Source organism: Paenimyroides baculatum (assembly GCF_008629655.1).
GTDB lineage: Bacteria > Bacteroidota > Bacteroidia > Flavobacteriales > Flavobacteriaceae > Flavobacterium > Flavobacterium baculatum.
Window position 1 is genome coordinate 138,107 of sequence record NZ_VWSG01000001.1, and the last position, 22,175, is coordinate 160,281.

The 22,175-nt window shown below is 34.2% G+C and carries 24 protein-coding genes; 13 read left to right on the top strand and 11 right to left on the bottom strand.

The features are described from left to right. Positions 1-118: 118 nt before the first annotated feature. From hemA to F0460_RS00740, 10 genes are all read left to right on the top strand, one after another. Positions 119-1,378 (top strand): glutamyl-tRNA reductase, encoded by a 1,260-nt coding sequence (gene hemA, locus F0460_RS00695; RefSeq protein ID WP_150009395.1) that lies wholly within the window; start codon positions 119-121, stop codon positions 1,376-1,378. Further along, entirely contained in the window at positions 1,371-2,294 is a 924-nt protein-coding gene (gene hemC / locus F0460_RS00700; RefSeq protein WP_150009396.1) for a hydroxymethylbilane synthase, read from the top strand. The genes hemA and hemC overlap by 8 nt, the downstream gene beginning before the upstream one ends. A 249-nt stretch (positions 2,295-2,543) precedes the next feature. Further along, positions 2,544-3,212: a uroporphyrinogen-III synthase gene (locus F0460_RS00705; protein ID WP_150009397.1), complete on the top strand. Its 669-nt coding sequence runs from the start codon at positions 2,544-2,546 to the stop codon at positions 3,210-3,212. A 36-nt stretch (positions 3,213-3,248) separates the two neighbouring features. Further along, positions 3,249-4,274, top strand: a complete 1,026-nt coding sequence (hemE, locus tag F0460_RS00710; protein ID WP_150009398.1) for a uroporphyrinogen decarboxylase — start codon at positions 3,249-3,251, stop codon at positions 4,272-4,274. Between the two features lie 51 nt (positions 4,275-4,325). After that, entirely contained in the window at positions 4,326-4,667 is a 342-nt protein-coding gene (locus F0460_RS00715; protein ID WP_317132122.1) for a four helix bundle protein, read from the top strand. 25 nt (positions 4,668-4,692) lie between these two features. Beyond that, positions 4,693-5,052 (top strand): DUF2226 domain-containing protein, encoded by a 360-nt coding sequence (locus tag F0460_RS00720; protein WP_150009400.1) that lies wholly within the window; start codon positions 4,693-4,695, stop codon positions 5,050-5,052. A 364-nt stretch (positions 5,053-5,416) separates the two neighbouring features. Then, entirely contained in the window at positions 5,417-6,343 is a 927-nt protein-coding gene (hemF, locus tag F0460_RS00725; protein ID WP_150009401.1) for an oxygen-dependent coproporphyrinogen oxidase, read from the top strand. Between the two features lie 68 nt (positions 6,344-6,411). Continuing rightward, complete coding sequence (locus F0460_RS00730) at positions 6,412-7,269, top strand: DUF4421 family protein (RefSeq protein WP_190304055.1); 858 nt, start codon at positions 6,412-6,414, stop codon at positions 7,267-7,269. Positions 7,270-7,281: 12 nt separating this feature from the next. Then, a complete protein-coding gene (hemB, locus tag F0460_RS00735) occupies positions 7,282-8,301 on the top strand; it encodes a porphobilinogen synthase (RefSeq protein ID WP_150009403.1) in 1,020 nt (339 codons plus the stop codon). Between the two features lie 77 nt (positions 8,302-8,378). Beyond that, positions 8,379-8,783 carry a c-type cytochrome gene (locus F0460_RS00740; protein WP_150009404.1) on the top strand — a complete coding sequence of 135 codons (405 nt, stop codon included), beginning with the start codon at positions 8,379-8,381 and terminating at the stop codon, positions 8,781-8,783. Between the two features lie 29 nt (positions 8,784-8,812). On the opposite strand, the gene F0460_RS00745 is transcribed toward F0460_RS00740, so the two are convergent. From F0460_RS00745 to F0460_RS00755, 3 genes are all read right to left on the bottom strand, one after another. After that, entirely contained in the window at positions 8,813-10,159 is a 1,347-nt protein-coding gene (locus F0460_RS00745) for a DEAD/DEAH box helicase (RefSeq protein WP_150009405.1), read from the bottom strand. A gap of 61 nt (positions 10,160-10,220) precedes the next feature. After that, on the bottom strand, positions 10,221-11,219 hold the full coding sequence (dusB, locus tag F0460_RS00750) for a tRNA dihydrouridine synthase DusB (protein ID WP_150009406.1): 999 nt from the start codon (positions 11,217-11,219) through the stop codon (positions 10,221-10,223). A gap of 65 nt (positions 11,220-11,284) precedes the next feature. Further along, positions 11,285-11,794, bottom strand: coding sequence for a DinB family protein (locus tag F0460_RS00755; protein WP_150009407.1), 510 nt, complete (start codon positions 11,792-11,794; stop codon positions 11,285-11,287). 83 nt (positions 11,795-11,877) lie between these two features. Here F0460_RS00755 and F0460_RS00760 point away from each other — a divergent pair, with 83 nt between their 5' ends. The 3 genes from F0460_RS00760 to lepA all read left to right on the top strand — a co-directional run bounded on the left by F0460_RS00760 (position 11,878) and on the right by lepA (position 15,156). Further along, positions 11,878-12,765, top strand: coding sequence for a pirin family protein (locus F0460_RS00760; protein ID WP_150009408.1), 888 nt, complete (start codon positions 11,878-11,880; stop codon positions 12,763-12,765). 2 nt (positions 12,766-12,767) lie between these two features. Then, a complete protein-coding gene (locus tag F0460_RS00765) occupies positions 12,768-13,151 on the top strand; it encodes an OsmC family protein (protein ID WP_150009409.1) in 384 nt (127 codons plus the stop codon). Between the two features lie 208 nt (positions 13,152-13,359). Next, positions 13,360-15,156 carry a translation elongation factor 4 gene (lepA, locus tag F0460_RS00770; RefSeq protein ID WP_150009410.1) on the top strand — a complete coding sequence of 599 codons (1,797 nt, stop codon included), beginning with the start codon at positions 13,360-13,362 and terminating at the stop codon, positions 15,154-15,156. Between the two features lie 56 nt (positions 15,157-15,212). On the opposite strand, the gene F0460_RS00775 is transcribed toward lepA, so the two are convergent. The 8 genes from F0460_RS00775 to F0460_RS00810 all read right to left on the bottom strand — a co-directional run bounded on the left by F0460_RS00775 (position 15,213) and on the right by F0460_RS00810 (position 22,172). Next, positions 15,213-16,067: a TlpA family protein disulfide reductase gene (locus F0460_RS00775; protein WP_150009411.1), complete on the bottom strand. Its 855-nt coding sequence runs from the start codon at positions 16,065-16,067 to the stop codon at positions 15,213-15,215. Further along, the gene (locus F0460_RS00780) at positions 16,064-16,441 is read right to left on the bottom strand and encodes a DUF1573 domain-containing protein (RefSeq protein WP_150009412.1); all 378 of its coding nucleotides are present in this window, start codon (positions 16,439-16,441) and stop codon (positions 16,064-16,066) included. Before F0460_RS00780 ends, F0460_RS00775 begins: the two co-directional genes overlap by 4 nt. Before the next feature lie 21 nt (positions 16,442-16,462). After that, positions 16,463-17,083, bottom strand: a complete 621-nt coding sequence (locus tag F0460_RS00785) for a bacteriocin fulvocin C-related protein (protein WP_150009413.1) — start codon at positions 17,081-17,083, stop codon at positions 16,463-16,465. 134 nt (positions 17,084-17,217) lie between these two features. Further along, positions 17,218-17,790: a YceI family protein gene (locus F0460_RS00790; RefSeq protein ID WP_150009414.1), complete on the bottom strand. Its 573-nt coding sequence runs from the start codon at positions 17,788-17,790 to the stop codon at positions 17,218-17,220. 74 nt (positions 17,791-17,864) lie between these two features. Continuing rightward, positions 17,865-18,884, bottom strand: coding sequence for a hypothetical protein (locus F0460_RS00795; protein ID WP_150009415.1), 1,020 nt, complete (start codon positions 18,882-18,884; stop codon positions 17,865-17,867). Further along, positions 18,862-20,475, bottom strand: a complete 1,614-nt coding sequence (locus F0460_RS00800) for an NAD(P)-binding protein (protein WP_150009416.1) — start codon at positions 20,473-20,475, stop codon at positions 18,862-18,864. Before F0460_RS00800 ends, F0460_RS00795 begins: the two co-directional genes overlap by 23 nt. Further along, complete coding sequence (locus F0460_RS00805; protein WP_150009417.1) at positions 20,453-21,967, bottom strand: polyamine aminopropyltransferase; 1,515 nt, start codon at positions 21,965-21,967, stop codon at positions 20,453-20,455. Before F0460_RS00805 ends, F0460_RS00800 begins: the two co-directional genes overlap by 23 nt. Next, complete coding sequence (locus F0460_RS00810; RefSeq protein ID WP_129756691.1) at positions 21,960-22,172, bottom strand: DUF350 domain-containing protein; 213 nt, start codon at positions 22,170-22,172, stop codon at positions 21,960-21,962. The genes F0460_RS00805 and F0460_RS00810 overlap by 8 nt, the downstream gene beginning before the upstream one ends. Between the last annotated feature and the right edge of the window lie 3 nt (positions 22,173-22,175).

The following is a 22,175-nucleotide window of genomic DNA, read 5'->3' on the forward strand; positions in this document are numbered from 1 at the left end:
AAAAAACAACGCAAAGAAAATGTAAAATGTAACTTGGCGATATAATTAGTCCTTACAGCGTTATTTTAATTAAACTATTGCTTTTAAATTTGTGAAGCTTTATTAGTAAAACTAAATAATGAAGAACAACAACAATACAAAACCATCGCATTTTTATGTAGTGGGATTAAATTACAAGAAAGCCGATGCGGAAACCCGTGGTAAATTCAGTTTGAGCGATCAGGCAAAATCGAATTTATTGGACGAGGCACGTTTGGAAGGAATTTCTTCTTTAATTGCTATTTCTACCTGTAACAGAACCGAATTGTATGGTTTTGCAGAACATCCTTTTCAATTGATTTCCTTACTTTGTAAGCACAGTAACGGAACTGTAGAAGATTTTCAGCGGGTAGCTTACATTCATAAAAATAACGAAGCTATTTCGCACCTTTTTAAAGTAGGAACAGGAATGGATAGCCAAATTTTGGGCGATTTCGAAATTATAAGTCAGGTTAAAACCGGATTTATTGCGGCTCGTGAAAAAGGATTGACCAACAGTTATTTTGAACGATTGGTAAATTCGGTTATTCAGGCAAGCAAGCGCATCAAAAACGAAACCGAGATCAGCACCGGTGCTACTTCGGTATCGTTTGCTTCGGTTCATTACATCCTTCATAATGTAAAAGATATTAAAGAGAAGAATATTCTGCTTTTCGGTACAGGGAAAATCGGTAGAAATACCTGTGAAAATCTTGTAAAACATACAAAAAACAATCACATTACTTTAATAAATCGTACAAAAGACAAAGCGCGTAAAATTGCAGGTAAATTCAATTTAATCGTAAAAGATTATGCCGATTTACAAGCTGAACTTCAAAATGCCGATGTGCTGATTGTAGCAACCGGTGCGCAAAATCCTACAATTGACAAAGAACTGCTGAATCTTAAAAAGCCGTTGTTGATTTTAGATTTATCGATCCCTAAAAACGTAAACGAAAATGTGTTGGATGTTACCGATGTTACGTTGGTGCATTTAGATCAATTGTCGCAAATGACCGATGATACCTTGGCAAAACGCAAAGAATATGTACCGCAGGCAATGGCGATTATCGATGAGGTAAAGTATGAATTCATTACTTGGACACAAGCCAGAAAGTTTGCACCGACGATCCATGCACTAAAAGCGAAGTTGGAAGAAATTAAAGAAACCGAATTAAAATACCACAAAAAGAAAATAGAGAACTTTGACGAAGATCATGCGAATTTAATCACAACGCGCCTTATTCAGAAAATCACGTCGCATTTTGCCAATCATCTAAAAAATGAAAATACCGAAGTTGACGAAAGTATTGAATGGATCGAAAAAGTTTTCCAAATAGAAACACTTACAAATGAATAAAATAATCAGAATTGGCACGCGCGACAGCGAATTAGCGTTGTGGCAAGCCAATACCGTATCAAAACAACTGAATAAATTAGGTTATAAAACAGAAATTATAGCTGTAAAGGCTGATGGGGATATTATTTTAGACAAACCTTTATACGAGTTAGGAATTACCGGAATATTTACAAAAACGCTCGATGTTGCTATGATTGCGGGCAAAGTTGATATTGCCGTGCATTCCATGAAAGACGTACCTACTGCGTTGCCGCAAAGTATTGTGCAGGCAGCTGTTTTAAAACGCGGAAATGTGCATGATATTTTGGTTCACAAAGGATCGACCGATTTTTTGGAAACCAACGGAACCATTGCCAGCGGATCGTTACGCAGAAAAGCGCAGTGGTTAAATAAATATCCGAATCATAAAGTGGAAGATTTACGTGGAAACGTGAATACACGCCTGCAAAAACTAAAAGATAATTCTTGGAATGCAGCCATTTTTGCCGCTGCTGGTTTAGAGCGAATTAATTTAAAACCAACCGAATTTATTAATTTAGATTGGATGATTCCCGCTCCTGCACAAGGTGCGATGATGATTGTTGCAATGGAAAACGATAATTATGTGTTAGATGCCGTTGCACAGTTGAACGATATTGAAACAGAAATTTGTACGCATATTGAACGACAGTTTTTACGTACCTTAGAAGGTGGTTGTACAGCGCCAATTGGTGCTTTGGCAATTTATAATGAAGAAGAAGATACCATTGTTTTTAAAGGGAATTTACTTTCTATAGACGGAAAACAGAAGTTTGAAATTGAAAAGAATGTTCCAATTAACGAATGGAAAAAACTAGGGTTTTTCGCAGCAAAAGAAATTTTAGAAAACGGGGGAGAGCAATTGATGAAAGAACTTCGTTCGCAATTAAAAAAGTAATGTATAGCGTTTGTCATTCCGACGAAGGAGAAATTTAATATAAAGAAACCACGGATTAAAGAATTCACACCGATTTTCTTAATCCTAAAAATAATTAAATCTGTGGTGATAAATTTTGAATGTCGCGATTTTGACTATAAAGTATATTTGTACTTAAAAGTTTGTCATTCTGAACGAAATGAAATGTAGTGAAGAATCTCTGTTAAAGATTCCTCGTTCCTCGGAATGATATCAAATAACAAACAAAAAATGAAAACCAGAATCTGTGTTTTATCAACGAAAAAACTTAATAGCAATCAAAAACAATTTTTGCTAAATGCAGGTTTTTCGGTTATTGAAGCAGATTTTATCAAAATTACATTCGTTCCTTTTCAGTTAAAAAATATTCCGACTTTATTACTGTTTACATCTCAAAATGCTGTGAAAAGCCTGATGCTGAATGAGAATATCGAAACTTTAAAACAAATTCCCGCAGTTTGTGTAGGATCAAAAACCAAACAATTGTTGCAGGAAAATGGTTTTAAGGTCCTAGAAGTTCAAGAATATGCAGACGATTTAGCTCCGATAATTCAACAGAAATATCAATCGGAACAAATAACTTTTTTCGCTGGAAATTTAAGACGAAATGTTTTGCCCGATGCTATAAAGAAAGCAAATATTTCTTTTGAAGAATACACGGTGTATCAAAACGCATCAAATTCAATAGAAATTAAAACAGAAACCGATGCATTGTTGTTTTTTAGTCCATCGGGAATTCAAAGTTATCTGCAACAAAATTCAATAGAAAATCAAACCTGTTTCTGTATTGGTACTACGACTGCTGCGGCTTTAAAAGGAATTACGAATAATATTGTAATTGCAAATAAGCAAACGGTAGAAAATGTAATTATTCAGTGCATCAACTATTATAAAAAATAAGTTTTGCGATTTCAGCACAAACTAAAAACTAATAAAATGATAAAAAACGATTTATTTTTAAAAGCATTAAACGGAGAATCAGTTGAACGTCCACCAGTTTGGATGATGCGTCAGGCAGGAAGATATTTGCCGGAATTTAGAGCATTACGCGACAAATACGACTTTTTTACCCGTTGTGAAACTCCAGAACTAGCAGCCGAAATTACAGTTCAACCAATTAGAATTGTAAAACCCGATGCAGCCATTTTATTTTCGGATATTTTGGTGATTCCGCGCGCAATGGGAATTCATGTGGAATTAAAAGACAATTTAGGTCCGCAGATTCCAAATCCAATCCGAACAATGGAACAGGTAAATCAGGTGATCGTTCCAAACATCGAAGAAACATTGGGCTACGTGATGAACGCCATTAAACTGACCAAAGAAATGTTGAACGATGAGGTTCCTTTGATTGGTTTTGCGGGCTCTCCGTGGACGATTTTCTGTTATGTGGTGGAAGGAAAAGGATCTAAAAGTTTTGATACCGCAAAAGGTTTCTGCTTCTCAAATCCGGTTGCAGCACACACTTTACTACAAAAAATTACCGATACAACCATTCTTTATTTAAAGGAAAAAGTGAAAGCAGGTTGTAACGCTATCCAAATTTTTGATTCGTGGGGCGGAATGCTTTCTCCGACAGATTATAACGAATTTTCTTGGCAATACATCAACCAGATTGTTGAAGCTTTAGCAGAAATGGCGAAAGTAATTGTTTTTGGAAAAGGATGTTGGTTTGCTTTGAATCAAATGGGGAAAAGTAAAGCATCTGCTTTAGGTGTAGATTGGACGTGTTCAGCTACAAATGCACGTTATTTATCAGGCGGAAACATTACGTTGCAAGGAAATTTTGATCCGTCAAGATTGCTTTCTCCAATTCCGACTATCAAAAAAATGGTTCATGAAATGATTGATGAATTCGGTAAAGACAAATACATTGTAAATTTAGGTCACGGTATTTTGCCAAATATTCCGGTAGATCACGCTAAAGCATTTATTGATGCGGTTAAGGAATATAACAAATAGTTTTTAGTTAATAGTTGTAAGTTTTTAGTTATGTATGATTATAAAAAATATATGGTTTGGCAAAAATCACATAAGTTGGTTTTAAAAACGTATGCTTTTACAAATAATTTTCCAAATAACGAACAATATAATTTAACTTCTCAAATCAATCGTGCAGCCTTATCAATTCCTACAAATATTGCAGAAGGGTGCGGCAGAAACGGACAGAAAGAATTTATTAGGTTCTTAAATATTTCTTCTGGATCTGCTACAGAGCTAGATTATCTTTTTTTATTATCTAAAGACTTAAATTTTATTTCAGAGGAAGATTATTTGAATTTAAATGAAGAACTAACGGAAATTAGAAAGATGTTATTTGCTTTAATTCAGAAAATAGCGTCAACTTTAAACTAAAAACTCAAATCTAAAAACTATAATAATGCTTACAAGTAAAAAAGACGAAACTGAACAACGTTTAAATTCCATACTGCAAAAGCTTTCGGGTATTACGTTTGTGCCAGAAAATTGGAACGAAGCCGTATTTTGGACTACTTTAGAAGAAACAGGATTTTCTAAAAGTGATATTTTAGAAAAAGAAGAAAACTTGTTTTTTCAGCAATTGATCGATTTGCAGTTTCCTTGGGAACACATGGAAAAATTGGCTGATATTTTAGTTGGTTTAGATACAAAACAGCCGAATCAACTGATAAAAGAACGTGCAAAACATTTGTATCAATTCATACAAAACGAAAGTAAAATGTTCTCGTTTGAAATTATGAATAAGATTGGAAAGTTATAATGCTTAAAGTTCGTAATAAATATAATTACCCTATTTTAACAATTTTGTTGTTATGGATTTGTTTTGCAATATACTATTGGTTTAATATTAACCCTGACAATTGCGGTTCAATGATTGTTTACATGGGAGTAATACTTATCACAGTATTATTATTACCAATTTCTTTTTTAATAATGGTCATAACTAATAAAGTTTGTAAAGTGAAATATGATACCGATACAGATTTTATAACTATACCATGTTTAATAATAGGTCTTTTAATGCTTGTTTACTTGGTTTTTTTATTATTTCCCTAAATGAAATTATGAATAAGATTGGAAACTTTAGCTAAAAACCAACAACAAAAAACTAAACACTACAAACCATGAAAGATAAATTTTATACCTACATTCAAAATCTGCAAGATCAAATTTGTAAAGCTTTAGAGGATGCCGATGGTATTGCAAAATTTCGTGAAGACCTTTGGGAACGACCTGAAGGCGGTGGCGGAAGAACCAGAGTAATAGAAAACGGAACTGTTTTTGAAAAAGGCGGTGTAAATATTTCGGCGGTTCACGGCAAATTGCCAGAAAGTATGCAAAAAATGTTCAATGTAGGCGAAGCCGATTTTTTTGCCTGCGGATTAAGTATGGTCATTCATCCTAAAAGTCCTATGGTTCCTACGGTTCATGCAAACTGGCGCTATTTTGAAATGTACGATACTTCGACAGAGCTCAGTACAGGTTCACGGAAAGTAATTAACAGTTGGTTTGGTGGCGGACAAGATTTAACGCCCTATTACTTGTTTGAGGAAGATGCCGAACATTTTCATCAAACCTGTAAAACGGCTTGTGATAAGCATAATCCCGAATTTTATACTAAATACAAACAACAGTGTGATGATTATTTTTGGAATTCGCACCGAAATGAAGCACGCGGAATTGGTGGGTTGTTTTTTGATTATTGCAAGGCAACCGAAAATCAATCAATGGAAGATTGGTATAATTTCGTAACCGAAGTCGGCAACAGTTTTACGCAGGCGTATGTGCCAATTGTAAATAAAAGAAAAGAATTACCTTACACCGATGAGAACAGAACTTGGCAGGAAATTCGTCGAGGACGTTACGTGGAATTTAATTTGGTGCACGATAAAGGAACATTGTTCGGACTAAAAACCAACGGCAGAATAGAAAGTATTTTAATGAGTTTGCCACCACATGTTCAATGGGTTTACGATCATAAGCCCGAAGTTGGTTCAGAAGAAGAAAAATTAATCAACGTGTTAACCAAACCGCGCCAATGGGTAAACTAATTCTGTTTTGTGTCATCTGCCTTTGTTGTAATCGTGTTTGTGCTCAACAAGACACTTTGCAACCTTACATGGTTTCGTACAATGAAAAAATGGTTGGAAGCATTACCTATCAAAACAGTTCCAACACTTTTTTTATGACTTATGAAGACGGTGCAGATTCATACAAAGCCGAATTTATTCCCAACACACAACAACGGCTGGTTGCCGGTTTAAGTTATAAAATGATCGATGTTTCGGTCGGATTTACGCCGAATTTCCTAAAAAACGATGGATCAAAATTAGAATCGAATAATTTTAATCTAGGTTTTAGGTTCAATTACAAAAAATGGTATCAATCGGTAACATTTATCAATCAAAAAGGTTTTTTTATCGATTTTGATCATTTGCAACGATTTTATCTTCCAAGATTTCGATCCACAAAACTGGGCGGAACCACATCGTATGTATTCAACGATAAATTTTCGTACAAAACCATATTCAACCAAAATCAGTGGCAGCTAAAAAGTGCCGGTAGTTTTGTACCCAATTTTTCGGTTTACTACACCAATTTAACGTCTAAAGACACACCAGATCATGTGCATGTCGACATGTACACTTTTTCGTTAGCTCCGTCGTATCATTACAATTGGGTCATCAGTCAAAAGTTTTTGGTTTCGGCAGGTTTGCTGGTGGGTGCGGGGATAAACATTGCAGATAAAGACGTAACGCCCTTGTACGAAGTTTCTACAAACATTAAGTTGGGATACAATGCCGATTCGTTTTTTACCTATTTGGGCGTTAACAGCAACAGCTTTTTTCAAGAGGAAGGAAAAAATGAGTTCTACGATTCGTTTGCCGATGTTAAACTGGCAGTAGGTTACAGGTTTGATCCGCCAAAAAAGTTTAAAAAATTATATAATGAAGTAACCCGCAGAATTGGGTTTTAAAAAGAATAAATTATGTTTCCATTACACAGAGGTAGACGATTAAGAAAAAACCAATCTATAAGAAGTTTAGTAAGCGAAACAACATTAAGTCCGAGCGATTTTATGTTTCCGATGTTCATTGCCGAAGGCGAAAATGTAAATGTTGAAATACCGTCGATGCCTGGAATTTTCCGCAGATCAATCGATTTAACGGTAGAAGAAGTAAAAGAACTTTTTACATTGGGAATTCGTGCCGTGAATATTTATGTAAAGGTCGATGAATCTTTGAAAGACAATACCGGCAAAGAAGCATGGAACCCAAACGGATTAATGCAGCAGGCAATTAAAGCTATTAAAAATGCGTGTCCAGAAATGATTGTAATGCCAGATGTAGCTTTAGATCCGTATTCAATTTATGGTCACGATGGGATTATAAAAAACGGCGATATAGAAAACGATTCAACTGTTGAAGCTTTAGTAAAAATGGCGGTTTCGCATGCAGAAGCCGGAGCCGATTTTGTTGCACCAAGCGATATGATGGATGGTCGTGTGTTGCGTTTGCGTCAAGGATTAGACGCTGCCGGATTTACAAATGTGGGAATTATGAGCTATTCGGCTAAATATGCATCGGCATTTTACGGACCGTTTCGAGATGCTTTAGATTCAGCTCCAAAAGAAAATGAAAGAGTGGTTGCTGAGCCAGTCGAAGTACCAAAAGATAAAAAAACATATCAAATGGATTACGCAAACCGAATTGAAGCTATTAAGGAAGCTGTTTGGGATGCCGAAGAAGGTGCCGATATGGTTATGGTTAAACCCGGAATTGCTTACTTGGATATTGTTCGCGAAGTTAAAAATGCTGTAAATATTCCCGTAACTGTTTTTCATGTTTCCGGCGAATATGCCATGATTAAAGCCGCTGCCGAAAAAGGTTGGCTGGATCACGATAAAATTATGATGGAACAATTAATGTGTATTAAACGTGCCGGAGCAAGTTTAATATCGACGTATTTTGCTAAAGAAGCTGCTATTTTATTGAACAGTTCTAAATAGCATCTTTTCACAAAATTGTAACAAATAAAATGTTCACACTTTTTGGCGATGCCGTATTTTTGCATAAAATTTCAATCATGAAAAATCTTTTATTTATTGGGGTGTTATCTGTTGCTACGTTTGTTTCCTGCGGAAAGAAAGAAGATAAAAAAGAAGCACTGTATCCTGAAAATGTTGCAGAAAAATTAAGTCCCGAAGATCAGTTGGTTGCAGATGGAAAAGAGTTGTTTGAAAGTAACAAGGCAGCTTGTTTTTCATGTCATAAAGTAGATAAAAAAGTAATTGGTCCAAGTGTAAAAGATATTGCCAAAATTTACAAAGAACAAAACGGCGACATGGTGGCATTTTTACGTAAAAAAGCCGATCCTATTGTAGATCCTTCACAATACAACGTTATGGAAACCAATTTTGCCATTCTTAAAACCATGAGCGATGAAGAAATAAAATCATTGGAAGCTTACATGATGAGCACTATTAAATAACAAAAAGCATCTCAATTGAGATGCTTTTTTTATTCTTCTTTACTTTGAACAGATCTTGCTATGGCAATTTTATATTTTTTACCCTTCATTTTCTGATCTTGTATATCTTTTAATAATTGTTGGATTTTAGATCGTTTTACAGCTGCGAATGATATAAAATCTTTTACTTCAATCAATCCTAAATCACCTTTTTCTAAATTTCCTTTTTGAGATAGAAATCCGACAATATCAATTTTATTCAGTTTGTTTTTCTTGCCACCACTGATATATAAAGTTTCAAACATCGGTTGTTTTGGAGTAGGAGCTGATTTATCCAATTTAAAAACAGGCATTCCATAATCAATATAATCCATCTTTTTTTCGTCCTCATGGATGATCAAATACGCCGTTCCTTCGCTTTTCATACGAGCAGTTCTACCGTTTCTGTGGGTAAATTCTTCTTCTTTAAACGGTAAATGATAGTGAATTACGTGTTTAATATCCGGAATATCCAATCCGCGTGCAGCCAAATCGGTCGTGATTAAATAAGGTACACTACCGTTTCTAAACTGAATCAATCCACGCTCACGTTCGTCCTGATCCATTCCTCCGTGGTAATACGTTGCAACAATTCCTCGGTCGTTTAAAGTGTTCGATATACGTTCAACGGCATCTCTGTGATTACAGAAAATAATTCCAGCTGCGGAATTTAAATTACAAATCAGGTGAAAGAGTGTGTTTAACTTATCTTTTTCTTCGGAAATTACTTTTTTAACTTCTAATAAAGAGAAATTTTCTTCGGTTTTAGAAATGAAATTTAAAGTAGTTGGTTTTGATATTTTGGTGTATTTTGGAATTTCGATGGCATTGGTTGCCGATACCAAAACGCGTTTGTCAACATTCTTTAAACGAGAAATAATGAACGACATTTGTTCGTGAAAGCCCAATTGTAGCGATTTGTCGAATTCATCTAAAATCAATGTTTTAATAGTTTCAGGATCAATTGACTCTCTTTCCATGTGATCCATGATTCTTCCGGGAGTTCCAATTAAAACACTAGGTGGCGATGACAGATTTTTTATTTCGGTATCAATATTATGTCCGCCATAACAAATGTTGACTTTATAATTAGTGCCCATTTTTTTCCAAACCTGTTCAATCTGCAAGCCTAATTCTCTTGATGGAACTAAAATCAATGCTTGAATTCCTTTAGCATCCGGATCGATCAACTGATAAAGCGGGTACAAAAACGCCAGTGTTTTTCCCGAACCTGTAGGCGATAATAATAAAGTTTCGTTTTTATTTAAGATCGTTTCGTTCGCTGCAAGCTGCATTTCGTTTAACTCATCTATGCCTAAATTCAGTAATATATTGGTTGATTTTGAATGATAATTCATGTGGAAATAATATTAAAATGTGGGAAAATAAAAACTTGAACCTTTAAGGTTCAAGTTCCTTTTATAATTGTTCAATCACGTAATCTTTATAAAAATCTTCGATTTCATCAAAGATACGTAAAAGTTGGTTGGGATCATCTTCTGTAACCAATCGCTGACGATGTGCCTTAAAACCGTGAATTCCTTTGAAATAATTGGTATAATGTCTGCGCATTTCTACAATTCCCAAACGTTCGCCTTTCCATTCCATAGACCAGATCAAATGATTTTTTGCAGCTTCCAATCGATCTTTCATTGTAGGCGGAGCCAAAATTTCACCCGTATTTAGGTAATGTTTAATTTCATTAAAAATCCAAGGGTAACCAATCGCAGCGCGCCCAATCATCATTCCGTCTAAACCAAAACGTTCCTTGTATTCTTTTGCTTTTTGAGGTGAATCGATATCTCCATTTCCGAAAATTGGAATTTTAATACGCGGATTGTTATGAATACGTTCTATGTGCGTCCAATCGCTGTGCCCTTTGTACATCTGTGCACGCGTACGTGCATGAATGGTCAGTGCCTGTACACCGACATCCTGTAAACGTTCGGCAACTTCATCAATATTAATCGATTCATCGTCCCAACCCAAACGCGTTTTTACCGTCACGGGTAAACTTGTTCCGCTGATAACCGCTTTTGTCAAACGAATCATTAAATCAACATCTTTTAAAACTCCGGCACCGGCACCTTTACAGACCACTTTTTTAACGGGACATCCAAAATTAATATCAACCAAATCGGGCTGAACAGTTTCCACAATTTTTGCCGAAAGCTGCATGGCTTCCTCATCGCCACCAAAAATCTGAATACCAACCGGACGTTCGTAATCAAAAATATCCAATTTCATTTTGCTTTTCATTGCATCGCGAATCAACCCTTCCGACGAAATAAATTCAGAATACATCATATCGGCACCGTGCATTTTGCACAAACGGCGAAATGGCGGATCACTCACATCTTCCATAGGTGCCAGTAAAAGCGGATGTTCGGGTAATTCTATTTTTCCTATTTTAATCATTCAATGAAATTTTATGCAAAATTAATCTATTATTTTTAAAGAGAGAAATTCGATTTTCTTCCAAACTAAAACTTTAAATGGGGCAAATAGCGTTCTTTAATAATGTTTAAATGATGAATATTGTGACCTACAATGAGCTTTCCAATGGTTTCTACCGATAATTCATTGCTATTTGCTTTTCCTTTTTGTGCTAATTGTTCTGAAGTCAGCTTACTAAAAAAGACAAGAGAAAGCAATCTGTTTAAATGAAATTCCTCAATAAGTGTAGATAATTCTTGTTGATTTGCTGTCCCGTTTTCAGCATAATTTTCTTCATCAAAACCAACGAGTTCAGTTTGATCTTTCCTTGCAAAACGTAATGCTCTGTAATGAAATATTTTCTCTACATCGGTTAAATGCTCCAATAAAGTTTTCAATGTCCATTTTCCTTCCGCATAAGCAAAATTGCTTTGTTCTTCGGTTAATGATTGATAAATTTCTAATGTTTGGTTACACACGATTTTCATTTCTTCTAACCAGTTTTCAGAAGGAATCAAATTTAAGTATCGCTGTATATATTTTTCAAATTCAGTCATATTTCGTAATTTTAAACTTAATGTAAATTAACGATGTTTCCTGATGTTTTTTATATCTTTAGAAACATTAATTAGTGAAACTTATGTCGAATATAGATTTTATTTTTGAGGAAAAAGCTGCCGATATCGGTAATTTTTTGGTAGGTAGGTTGTTGCCTTTTAGACAGAAACGCAATATCGGCCCGTTTGTTTTTATCGATCACATGGGACCGGCACACATGACAGCAGACGAAAATTTAGATGTGAGCCCGCATCCGCACATTGGTTTATCAACTTTGACTTTTTTGTTTGAAGGTGCCGTAGCACATAAAGACAGTTTGGGTAACGATATTGTTATTAAACCTGGAGCTGTAAATTGGATGACTGCCGGAAAAGGTGTGGTTCATTCTGAAAGAACGCCCGATTATTTAAGAACGGTTGATAAAACCATGCATGGTTTACAAATTTGGATTGCTTTGCCTAAGCATTTGGAAAATATGGAACCGAATTTTGTACATATTGAAGCAAAGGATTTACCGGTTTGGCAAGAAGATAATTTAGATTTTAAACTGATTGCGGGCGAGTTTGAAGATAAAAAATCGGGAGTTCCTGTGTACAGTAGGCTGTATATGATTGAAATTAAAGCTAACGAAACCCAAACTGTTCATTTGAAAGACCGACTGTATGGCGAAAGTGGATTGTATATTTTAGAAGGAAGCATTAAGCACCAAGATACAGAATTTGGAGAAAAGCAGATTTTAATTACAAAAGATGCCCATTTGTGCGAATTTGAAATATCGGCAGGTTCAACCGTTTATTTGTTCGGGGGAGAACCTTTTCCTGAAGAACGCTTTATTTATTGGAATTTTGTATCATCGTCTCGTGAAACAATTGAAGAAGCCAAACTAAAATGGCAGGCACATGAATTTCCGAAAGTTCCTGGCGAAACCGATTTTGTTCCGTTACCTGTAGATTCGTTTAAGAAAAGTTAACAATGGAAAAAGTTACAGCAAAGATTGGCGCAGAAAATTATAAAACGGTTGTTACTTCAGCAACTTCAGAATTTATAACCGATATGCCAATCGACGAAGGTGGTCAAAATCTGGGTCCGAAACCAAAAGAATTACTTGCCGCAGCTTTGGCAGGTTGTGTTGCAATGACCGTGAAAATGTACGCTAACCGAAGCAAATGGTCGTTAGAAGATGTTTTTGTAGATGTAGAAATTGATACCGAAACAACTCCGGGAACCACCATTTTTACAAAGAAGGTTTCGTTTACAGGTAATTTAACCGAAGAACTAACGCAACGATTACACGTAATTGCGCAGAAATGTCCGATAAATAAGATACTCCAGAATCCCATAGTGGTGAAATCATAACAAAAACGCTCCGATTTTTCGGGGCGTTTTTATTTTTAAAAATCTACCAAAAAAATAAACTATATTTGCACTTTGTAGCCTTTGGAAACTGCGTGAGGGATAGAAGCGAAAAGCCCGCAAGAATGAGGACTTGAAGCGCATAGCCCGACGAAGGAGGAACGACGAGAGGCACGCCCAAAGAACAATTTATTTTTTACAATTTACATCAATGAAAAATATTAGAAACTTCTGTATTATAGCCCATATTGACCACGGTAAAAGTACCTTGGCGGATCGATTATTGGGTGCCACACAAACTGTGACAGCTCGCGAAGAAAAAGCGCAATTGCTTGATAATATGGATCTTGAAAGAGAACGTGGTATCACAATTAAAAGTCACGCCATTCAAATGGAATATAAATACAAAGGCGAAGATTATATCTTGAATTTGATTGATACTCCGGGACACGTAGATTTTTCGTACGAAGTTTCTCGATCAATCGCTGCCTGTGAAGGTGCTTTGTTGATTGTTGATGCGGCACAAAGTATTCAGGCACAGACAATTTCGAACCTTTATTTGGCGTTAGAGAATGATTTAGAGATTATTCCGGTGTTGAATAAAGTTGATTTACCTTCTGCAAATCCTGAAGAAGTAAGCGATGACATCATTGATTTATTGGGTTGCAAGTTAGAAGACATTATTCACGCATCTGGTAAAACTGGCTTTGGTGTCGAAAATATTTTGGCTGCCATTATAGATAAAATTCCTGCACCAAAAGGTAATGTAGAAGAGCCTTTACAGGCCTTGATTTTTGATTCGCACTACAATCCTTTCCGTGGAATTGAAGTTATTTTCCGTGTATTGAACGGACAAATTAAAAAAGGTCAGAAGATCAAATTTATGGCTACCGGGAATGAATATTATGCGGATGAGGTTGGTACTTTGAAATTAAATCAAGTGCCTAAAAACGTGATTTCGGCAGGTGATGTTGGTTATTTGATTTCGGGAATTAAAGAAGCAAAAGAAGTAAAAGTAGGTGATACAATTACCGATGCTGCTGTTCCTACAACCAACATGATTTCTGGTTTCGAAGATGTAAAACCAATGGTTTTTGCCGGAATTTATCCAGTTGACACGGAAGATTATGAAGATCTACGTGCATCGATGGAAAAATTACAGTTGAACGATGCTTCGTTGGTTTTTCAGGCAGAAAGTTCGGCGGCTTTAGGTTTTGGTTTCCGTTGTGGATTCTTGGGAATGCTGCACATGGAAATTATCCAGGAACGTTTAGAACGGGAGTTTAATATGACCGTAATTACAACGGTTCCCAACGTTTCGTACTTGGCTTATACTAAAAAAGAACCTGATACGCCTTTAGTTGTTAATAACCCTTCTGATTTACCGGAACCATCGAAATTAGACCGTGTAGAAGAACCTTATATTAAAGCAACCATTATTACAAAATCAGATTTTGTTGGAAACGTAATGAGTCTTTGTATTGAGAAACGTGGAGTTATTACCAATCAAACATATTTAACTGAAAGTCGTGTTGAATTAAATTTTGATATGCCTTTGGCAGAAATCGTTTTTGATTTTTACGATCGTTTAAAAACCGTTTCTAAAGGATATGCTTCTTTTGATTACCATCCAATTGGTTTACGAGCGTCAAAATTGGTTCGTTTAGATGTTTTATTGAACGCACAACCGGTTGATGCGCTTTCGGCGTTAATTCACGAAAGCAGTGCGTACCACATTGGTAAAAAAATGTGCGAAAAGTTAAAAGAATTAATACCAAGACAACAGTTCGATATTCCTATTCAGGCAGCAATTGGTGCAAAGGTAATTGCGCGTGAAACCATTAAAGCGTTGCGTAAAGACGTTACTGCAAAATGTTACGGTGGAGATATTTCTCGTAAACGTAAGTTATTAGAGAAACAGAAAAAAGGTAAAAAACGCATGCGTCAGGTAGGTAATGTTGAGATTCCTCAAGAAGCATTTATGGCTGTTTTAAAATTGAATGATTAAAAAGATTTTGATTTTTAGCTAATAAAAAAACGCTTTCAATTCGAAAGCGTTTTTTATTACATTTTAGCTAACTCTTTTTCAATAATATTTGGTAAGTAATTTTGAGTTAGTCTGTTAAAATTTGGATAACCAAAGTAGACAATTTTACCTTGCTGATCTAAAACTAAAATTGTAGGTGCTGCATTAAAGTTTAGTTGTTTGAAAATTTCTTCATTCGTATATAATCTTTTCAACTTAATTTCTGATTCTATCTGCTCAAATATATTTTCATTGTGTCGCTTACCTAAATTAATATTAACCACTCTAAAATCAACATTTTTATCTGATCTATACTGCTCTGCTAGCTCATGGAATTTAGCAATGCTTTCAGGACAATTAGCACAAGAGGTTGTCCAAAATTCAAATAAAATTAATTTCCCTTTAAATGAGTTTAAAGAATATTTATTTCCTATTTTATCAATGAATCTAGCATTTACCATTTGAGTTAATTCGATTTTCTCTTTTTCATTTTCAACTGAATTATACCATACATATGCCGTTAAGACGAAACAAAAAGGTATAAAGAAATAAATTGCGTTCTTTTTGGAAATGCGGTTAATTGAAATTAAATAAATTAATATCGCAATTAATAGATAACCCCAAAAAAATGGCTCTCCAGTAAATCCTTCATCGTAAATTAGGTCGTAAATATATCCTCCACCATATAACAATAATATGGGTACGAAGATAATTAATAGAGTTATTTGTTTTGAAAATGGTGATTTACTTAATAAATAAAGTGATGAAAATAAGAGAAACAAATTTGTTAAAAATAACTGTATTATTTTAATTAAAAATGCTCCAGAAACAATCATCATAGTTAATACAATGATATTTAATAGTATAAATTGGATTTTTGAGAATTTCTTCATTCAACTTTAGCATTAATAATAATCTCATGAAAACGTTGTGGACTATTTGTTTCTAAAACAATTGCTTTTGATGTATGTCCTTTATCTCCATTAAAGTCTGCAATAAAATCAAAATCTAAACGTGTTTTACTATTTGGTTTAACAATACTGTCCTTAATAGTAATTGAAGTACATCCACAACTTGATGAAGCTTTTTTTATAATTAAGTTTTCTTTCATCAAATTTGTAATTTCTATATTAGAATGAACTGTATCATTTGATGATACAGTTCCTAAATCAACTTCTTTTAGCAATAAAACACTTTCTTTGTTTTTAGTACAACTAAAAATACTAATAATTGCAAACGATATTAAAATGATTTTAAAAAAAGTCATGTGAATTATTTAATTTATTTACTATTTTTCTCTGTATTCACAAGGCCACCACCATAAAAAACCGCAACCACTATTTGTACTAGTACTTGACGAACATGTTACTGAACAATCAACATCAAACATAGAGTCACCGTTACAATTACAACTTTTCAAAGAGCCAGATACCAAACCTATAGAACTATAATAAAAATCTAATTTACCTTGTTGTCCCCCATCTGCTATAGACGACCAAGTTCCTTTTGCAGCCATGTTGGTTAATGTTCCAAAATAATAATATGCTTGAATTGGCTCAAAAACAGAAATTTTAGTATTATCATACTTAGTTTTCAAAACTTGATTTTCGGAAGAGTTTTCTTGAAAAGAAGAGCTGTTTAAATCTGATTTAAGTTCATTTATGAAATTTACTTGTTGAACGGTTAAATCTTCATGTGCTAAAATATAATCTATTCTCTCATCCCACATAAAATATTTTTCTTCAGGGGTTAATAATTGATAAGCAGCTTTTGTAACCTCTGTACTTTTTGATTGTAATACAAATTGAACTTTTTCTTCATCAATATTTGAAGCGTTGTCTTCATTTGAACAAGAAATAAAGAAGTTAGACAGTAATAAACTGCACATAATTAAAAATGATTTTTTCATACTTGTTAAATATTTAAGTTAATATTTAACAAGTATAATATAATATAATATAATATAATATCCAAATAAAAAACGCATCAAGAAATTGATGCGTTTTTCGGTTGTTTGTTGTTAACTTACTTATTATGAAAAAATTATTTTGCTTTTGTAAATTCTAAATTAACAATGAATTTTACGTCTTTTGCAATACCCATACCAGTTGGGTCATAGTTTATGTTAAATGCTGTTCTGTCGATTGTTGTAGTAGCCTGAAAACCTACTTTTTGATTACCTTGTCCGTCGTCTTTCAATAAACCTCCGTAAACCAATGTAAAAGTAACCGGTTTGGTAACATCTTTAATCGTTAAGTTTCCGTTTAACTTGTAGTTTTTACCATCTTTTTTAATAGATGTAGAAACAAATTTAATGTCGTTATACTTTGCAGTGTCAAAAAAATCAGCTGAGCGTAAATGGTTGTCACGCGCATCGATTCCTGTATTTATTGAATTTGCATCAATAGTAAAGTTAAATTTTGCAGAAGTAATATCTTCATTCGTTAATTCTAACGAACCTTGGTACTTGTCCATTTTACCATCTACAAACGAGATTCCCATGTGACCAACCGAAAAGTTTAAGAACGAATGGTACGAATCTACATTATATTTTGTCTGTGCAAATGATGCTACAGAGAATAACGTTGCAACAAAAAATAGGGCTATCTTTTTCATTATTTACTTTTTTAAGTTTGATAATACAAATTTAGAGTAGTAAATACAGATAACCGTTAACCTAGATTAAGAAATTATTTTTTGGATTTCCAGATGAATCCGTCTAAAACATAATGGGTTAATTGAGGTAGTGTTAAAAGAGGAATCCATATAAAATGCAAGTTATCCGATATGTAGAATTTCGGAAAGTGAAAATGTTCTTCCCAAACAGTTAGTTCCCAAATTAATTCTTCTAAAAATGCCAACCCTAATAAAATCAGCAGAAATATAACCACTAAATATTTTGTTTGAAAAAGAGGCAGGTAGAAACTTCCCTTTTTATTGGGTTTGATTTCTTTAAAATAAACCAAAGCCATATAAGGAATGCCGTGTGAAACCACATTAAAAGCAGTAAAAATAAGTTCGTTGTTGTAATGCACAATTCCTAAATACCAAGAAATGTAAGTGCCTAAAATAAGTAGGTTTTTGGGAATGTTAAGTTGTTTTGTTTTAACGAAATCATATATCAACGAAACCAAATAAGCAATAAAAATAATTACAAAACAAATGAACAATATGTTGATTATCTGCGGTTGATTGCTCTGCAAAAATTCATTGCTTACAAACCAGTTAAAATTTCGATCGGGATTTAAAAACCAAAACAACATGGGGAAAACGGTTGCATTATAAATAACAATTTTATCAAACAGCAGTTTAAATTTGTTTTTAGGTTCATTTTTACTGTACAATCTCATAAAACCATACTGTTGTCGTATAAAATGAAACACGGCAATATAAGCCAGAACACTCCAGAAAAATTCTTTACTAACAATAAAAGCAGCCATGCTTAACAAAAGGCAAATACAAGGCGTAATTGTAAAAAGTTTCATGTGTTTGGATACTTCGGTTTTGTTAAGATACGTTTTAAAAAACGATGCGTAAACGTGTGCAACATCAATAAAAACAATGAATACAAGCCATGTTAAGAACGAATAATTGTCTTGAATTACTGCTAATTTCTCATTAAAAAGCAATACAATTAATGCAATGAAAAACGGAGGCAGTAAAATAAAAACAATATCGGTTTGTTTTTTATGAATCCAGGGCTGTATCATGCATTAGTTCTTTAGCGGCTTTAATGCCTTGGTAAAAAGCTTCTTCAAAAATAGATATTCCGCTTAAATCTGAATGAGCAAAGTAGATTTTGTTTTCAATTGGATGTGCTGCCTTTTTTATTTCTTCTGAAAAAATAAAATTTGGAAACGGACTAATCATTCCGTGTCCTTTTTTGTGGAGTTCCAACGAAATTACTTCGGTTGATATATTGTAATGTGCTTTTTCTAAATCGCTTAAAACAACTTTTTTCCAATAATCATCGGTATTAGAAAGTAATCTTTTTCGTTCTGATTTTAAATCATCGGTACACAAAGCAGCATAATATGTTATTGAAAAAGGCGTTTGATATTGGTTAAGCATTTGGTGCTGGTTGTAAATATAACCCAAGCCAAAACCGTTGTGTATAACGTTGTCCCAAGAAAGCGGAGCTCCTTCGCCAATAGGAAACTTGTTTAAGGCTAGTGTTGCAGTAATCCACGGCGCGTATTCAAACTTTTTAGAAATTTCGTTTCTGTTTTCTAAAATATATTTGTTTACAAACTGCGGTGTTGCCAAAATAACTTTATTGGCAATTATTTTGGTTGATGTTTTTAATCGATCGTCATAAACAAATAATTCGACTTTGTTTTCAGTAGTCTTTACAGAATATACCAACACGTTTTTATGTGTTTTATTTTCTGTGTAGGGAAGAAATTTCTTTGCAATGAAATAGTTTCCTTCTGGCCAGGTTAACACTTCGTTTTGCGTGTTTTTTCTTGAACAAAAATAATGAATACCTGCCCAAGCCGAAACTTTATCAATGCCAATTCCGTAATCGTCTTTACAGCAATAATTCAGATAAGTAAAAAGTTCAGCATTGTTCAAATTGTTCGCAAGTAGCCAATCTTTAAATGTTAACTGATCCAATTTTGTGAATTCTTCATCTTTTGATGATAAATTCAACGGAATATCAAACGCAAATGCGCCGTCTTTTCCTTTAGTATCTTTATAAAACTGCATTTTTTCATCGAACATTTTAAAAGATTGGTGATCTTCTTCCGAAAGTCCGTAATTCTGAATGATTCCTTCCTGCCAATAATTATGAATGAACAAGCGATCATGCGGAGTAAAACATAATTGCGATTCATCATAAACAGGAATTCCATCTTCTGAAAAATTGGTAATGATGTCGCTTTCATGTAAAAAATCAATCAAATTTTTGTTTGAATGATTGGGCAGTGGCAGATAATGTGCCGCAACAGGATATTTGCTGTATTGATTTTGTTTACCTAATGAATTTCCGCCTAATTCGGTTTCCATTTCAATAAGTTTAAAATCGGTAATATTGTTTTTAGAAAGCCAGCGTGCAGCAGATAATCCGGAGATTCCACCGCCAATAATCACGATATTTTCATTGATTGTTTTTGAAGGTTTTGGAAAATCACCGGTACGCAAACGATGCCCCAGAATGTGATTGGTTCCCGTGATCTTGAAAATCAGTTTCTCGACCGTTTTTTTGCACGATTGCACTAAAGGAATTGCAACCAATGCCAGTAATCCTGTTTTTAAAAAATTACGACGTGTCCAATTAAATTTTGCTCCACTCTTCATCAAAATATCGAACTAAAGATTGGTTATCTAAACGATTAATTTCAATATTTTCTGCTTTCATATCTTCAGAAAACTTACTAAACTCGTCTAAATTATAATTGTAAAACTTTAAATTGTTCAGCTTGCGGTACACTTTATTCAATCGAACCAGATTATTCGGAGAAAAAATAGCAAAGCCCCATTCACCAAAAGACGGTACATAGGTGTGATATCCGTTAATATTCGGATACACCGAACCTATTGTTTCATGTACACACCAATACGATTTTGGCGCATAATAAGGCGAAGTGGTTTGAACGGTAACTACCGCGTTGGGCTGCATACTTTCATACAGCGTTTTATAAAAATAGGTGGTGTATAATTTACCTAAACTGTAATTAGACGGATCTGGAAAATCGATAATCACAACATCGTACTTCTCTTTGTTTTGCTGTAACCAGATAAACGCATCGGTATTATGAATGGTAACTTTTGGGCTGTTTAACGAATTGTGGTTGTGCTTGCGCAGTATTTCGTTTGTTTTGAATAGATTGGTCATTCCTTCATCTAAATCAACTAGCGTTATTTTTTTAACGTCTTTATACTTTAAAATTTCGCGAACAGCCAAACCATCGCCACCGCCTAATACCAAAACGTTTGATATTGCTGGTGCCGCAGCCATTGCCGGATGCACCAACACTTCGTGGTAACGATACTCGTCTTTGGTATTAAACTGTAAATTGTTGTTCAAAAACAACTGATATTCGCCCGCACTTTCGGTTAAAATAATTCGTTGGTAAGGTGTACTTTGTTTGTAGATAATATTGTTTTGATACAGGTTGTTTTCGGTATATTTCAGCAAATCGTTTGAATATACAAAAGCAGTAACCAGTAAAGCCAAACTTAAAAAAGCCTTTATTTGCAGGCTTCGCAAGTTGAAAATTTCTTTTCTTAAAAAGATACAGAGCGATATTCCCACCAAAATATTGATAATTCCGAAGACTAATGATGTTCCCATAACACCTAGATAAGGAATCAATAAAGTTGGAAATAAAACCGAAGCAATCAGCGCACCGATATAATCAAACGTAAAAACGTCTGAAACCAGTTCGCGAAAGGTTACGCGGTTTTTTAATATATTCATTAAAATAGGAATTTCCATTCCCGATAAACATCCGGTTAAAAACACACTGAAGTAAAGTATAAACTGAAAATGCGATATTCTTTGGAAAAGCACAAACAATACAACAGAACTTAATCCGCCGATTATACCTATTAAAAGTTCAATTTCTATAAAACGATCAATTAAATTTCTTTTGATGTATTTTGCCAAAAAAGATCCTACACCCATTGAAAACAAATAGGTGCCAATAATAAAAGAAAACTGTTTTACCGAATCGCCCAGTAAATAACTGGCTAAAGCACCCGCAACCAATTCATAAACCAAACCGCAGGTTGATACTATAAAAACTGCGACCAGTAGAAAAAGTTGAAAACGTTTGTTTTTATCCATGTAGCGCAGCGCTAATTATCATAGATATTCCAATGATAAATCCTGCAAAAACAATGGCAAGTGCAATGTTTTTATTTTCTACTATTTCTTTCCAAGAATTTTCCGGAGTTAGTTTTTCAACAATTAAATAAGCAATCAGTAAAATTATTATTCCCAATATTGAATAGATTGCCGAATTTGTTATTCCGTTTAAAATTTGTTGCATAAT

Excerpts from the sequence above, each read along its gene's own strand:
- hemA (WP_150009395.1), top strand. The coding sequence starts at position 119 with ATGAAGAACAACAACAATACAAAACCATCGCATTTTTATGTAGTGGGA.
- hemC (WP_150009396.1), top strand. The coding sequence starts at position 1,371 with ATGAATAAAATAATCAGAATTGGCACGCGCGACAGCGAATTAGCGTTG.
- F0460_RS00705 (WP_150009397.1), top strand. The coding sequence starts at position 2,544 with ATGAAAACCAGAATCTGTGTTTTATCAACGAAAAAACTTAATAGCAAT.
- hemE (WP_150009398.1), top strand. The coding sequence starts at position 3,249 with ATGATAAAAAACGATTTATTTTTAAAAGCATTAAACGGAGAATCAGTT.
- F0460_RS00715 (WP_317132122.1), top strand. The coding sequence starts at position 4,326 with ATGGTTTGGCAAAAATCACATAAGTTGGTTTTAAAAACGTATGCTTTT.
- F0460_RS00720 (WP_150009400.1), top strand. The coding sequence starts at position 4,693 with ATGCTTACAAGTAAAAAAGACGAAACTGAACAACGTTTAAATTCCATA.
- hemF (WP_150009401.1), top strand. The coding sequence starts at position 5,417 with ATGAAAGATAAATTTTATACCTACATTCAAAATCTGCAAGATCAAATT.
- F0460_RS00730 (WP_190304055.1), top strand. The coding sequence starts at position 6,412 with ATGGTTTCGTACAATGAAAAAATGGTTGGAAGCATTACCTATCAAAAC.
- hemB (WP_150009403.1), top strand. The coding sequence starts at position 7,282 with ATGTTTCCATTACACAGAGGTAGACGATTAAGAAAAAACCAATCTATA.
- F0460_RS00740 (WP_150009404.1), top strand. The coding sequence starts at position 8,379 with ATGAAAAATCTTTTATTTATTGGGGTGTTATCTGTTGCTACGTTTGTT.
- F0460_RS00745 (WP_150009405.1), bottom strand. The coding sequence starts at position 10,159 with ATGAATTATCATTCAAAATCAACCAATATATTACTGAATTTAGGCATA.
- dusB (WP_150009406.1), bottom strand. The coding sequence starts at position 11,219 with ATGATTAAAATAGGAAAAATAGAATTACCCGAACATCCGCTTTTACTG.
- F0460_RS00755 (WP_150009407.1), bottom strand. The coding sequence starts at position 11,794 with ATGACTGAATTTGAAAAATATATACAGCGATACTTAAATTTGATTCCT.
- F0460_RS00760 (WP_150009408.1), top strand. The coding sequence starts at position 11,878 with ATGTCGAATATAGATTTTATTTTTGAGGAAAAAGCTGCCGATATCGGT.
- F0460_RS00765 (WP_150009409.1), top strand. The coding sequence starts at position 12,768 with ATGGAAAAAGTTACAGCAAAGATTGGCGCAGAAAATTATAAAACGGTT.
- lepA (WP_150009410.1), top strand. The coding sequence starts at position 13,360 with ATGAAAAATATTAGAAACTTCTGTATTATAGCCCATATTGACCACGGT.
- F0460_RS00775 (WP_150009411.1), bottom strand. The coding sequence starts at position 16,067 with ATGAAGAAATTCTCAAAAATCCAATTTATACTATTAAATATCATTGTA.
- F0460_RS00780 (WP_150009412.1), bottom strand. The coding sequence starts at position 16,441 with ATGACTTTTTTTAAAATCATTTTAATATCGTTTGCAATTATTAGTATT.
- F0460_RS00785 (WP_150009413.1), bottom strand. The coding sequence starts at position 17,083 with ATGAAAAAATCATTTTTAATTATGTGCAGTTTATTACTGTCTAACTTC.
- F0460_RS00790 (WP_150009414.1), bottom strand. The coding sequence starts at position 17,790 with ATGAAAAAGATAGCCCTATTTTTTGTTGCAACGTTATTCTCTGTAGCA.
- F0460_RS00795 (WP_150009415.1), bottom strand. The coding sequence starts at position 18,884 with ATGATACAGCCCTGGATTCATAAAAAACAAACCGATATTGTTTTTATT.
- F0460_RS00800 (WP_150009416.1), bottom strand. The coding sequence starts at position 20,475 with ATGAAGAGTGGAGCAAAATTTAATTGGACACGTCGTAATTTTTTAAAA.
- F0460_RS00805 (WP_150009417.1), bottom strand. The coding sequence starts at position 21,967 with ATGGATAAAAACAAACGTTTTCAACTTTTTCTACTGGTCGCAGTTTTT.
- F0460_RS00810 (WP_129756691.1), bottom strand. The coding sequence starts at position 22,172 with ATGCAACAAATTTTAAACGGAATAACAAATTCGGCAATCTATTCAATA.